The sequence below is a fragment of the Streptomyces sp. UH6 genome (assembly GCF_013421635.1).
Taxonomy (GTDB): domain Bacteria; phylum Actinomycetota; class Actinomycetes; order Streptomycetales; family Streptomycetaceae; genus Streptomyces; species Streptomyces abyssomicinicus.
Window position 1 is genome coordinate 1 of sequence record NZ_JACADT010001324.1, and the last position, 1,229, is coordinate 1,229.

At 73.6% G+C, this 1,229-nt stretch carries 2 protein-coding genes; one reads left to right on the top strand and one right to left on the bottom strand.

Annotated features, from left to right (window positions below):
* On the bottom strand, positions 1-431 hold a 431-nt coding region (locus HW445_RS31610), incomplete at its 3' end, for a GntR family transcriptional regulator (RefSeq protein ID WP_180224201.1).
* A gap of 35 nt (positions 432-466) precedes the next feature.
* On the opposite strand from HW445_RS31610, the gene HW445_RS31615 reads away from it, so the two are divergent.
* Complete coding sequence (locus tag HW445_RS31615; RefSeq protein ID WP_257231426.1) at positions 467-1,141, top strand: pyridoxamine 5'-phosphate oxidase family protein; 675 nt, start codon at positions 467-469, stop codon at positions 1,139-1,141.
* Positions 1,142-1,229 lie beyond the last annotated feature (88 nt).

Sequence of the window (1,229 nt, forward strand, 5' to 3'; positions counted from 1 at the left end):
TCCGCGCGGGCGATCCGCACCAGGTCCGGGTCGAGGGGGTGGTGCCCGTAGAGCACCGGCGCCGCGTCCGTCCGTGCGGCGGCCGCGGCGAAGGCGGGCGCCAGCGGGGGCAGCAGCGCCGTGTCGGGGTTGCCCTTGGAGACGTCCCGCACCCCGGCCGGCACCTGGACCGGGATCTCGTCACGTCCGGTGGTGGCGGGCCGGGGCCGCACCCTGCTGCCCTTGCGTCCCGCCGTCTCGATCACCCCGCGCTCGCGCAGGATCCGGTAGGCGGCCGCGACGGTGTTCGCGTTGACCCCCAGCTCCTCCGCCAACTCCCGCATGGGAGGCAGCTGTTGCCCGGGTTCGAGCATCCCGGCGCTCACCGCGCCCTCGACGTCGGCGGCGATCTCCGTGGCGCGACGGCCTGTGATCCGATATTCTCCTAGCACAAACATTATTATGCACTAGTGCAATGGAGAACGCCATGCAGGGGGCCCCGTACACGGCTACCGAGCGCACCGTCCCGACCCGTTCGGCGCAGCGCGCCTCGTACGACAAGGACGTCGTGCACTCGATCCTCGACGAGGGGTGGGTCTGCCACCTGGGCTTCGTCCGCGACGGCGCCCCGATCGTGCTGCCGACCATCTACGCGCGGGTCGGCGAGCGCCTCTACCTCCACGGCTCCACCGGCTCGCGTCCGATGCGGATGGCGGGCGCGGCGGGCGGCGAGGAGCCGGGCATGGAGGTCTGTGTGACGGTCACCCACGTCGACGGCGTGGTGCTGGCCCGCTCGGCCTTCCACCACTCGGTCAACTACCGTTCCGTCGTGGTGCTGGGCACGGCGTACCAGGTCACCGACCCCGAGGAGCGGAGCGCGGCGCTGGACGCCCTGGTCGACCACGTGGTGGCGGGTCGTTCGCGGGAGTGCCGCCCGGCCGACCGGAAGGAACTGGCCGCCACGGCCGTGGTGCGGCTGGACCTGACCGAGGTCTCCGCCAAGATCCGCACCGGTGGCGTCAACGACGAGCCCGAGGACCTGGCGCTCCCCCACTGGGCCGGCGTCCTCCCCCTGCGCAAGGGCTTCGAGGCCCCGCTCCCGGACGCCCACCTGGCTCCCGGCACGGAGGTCCCGCCGCACATCGCGGCCGTCCTCGGATGACGGCGGCACGGCCGTGGTGGGCGCGCCGCCCGCGCGCACCACGGCCCGCCCGCACTGGCCCTGGATCGGCGAGAACGACGAGGAGGCA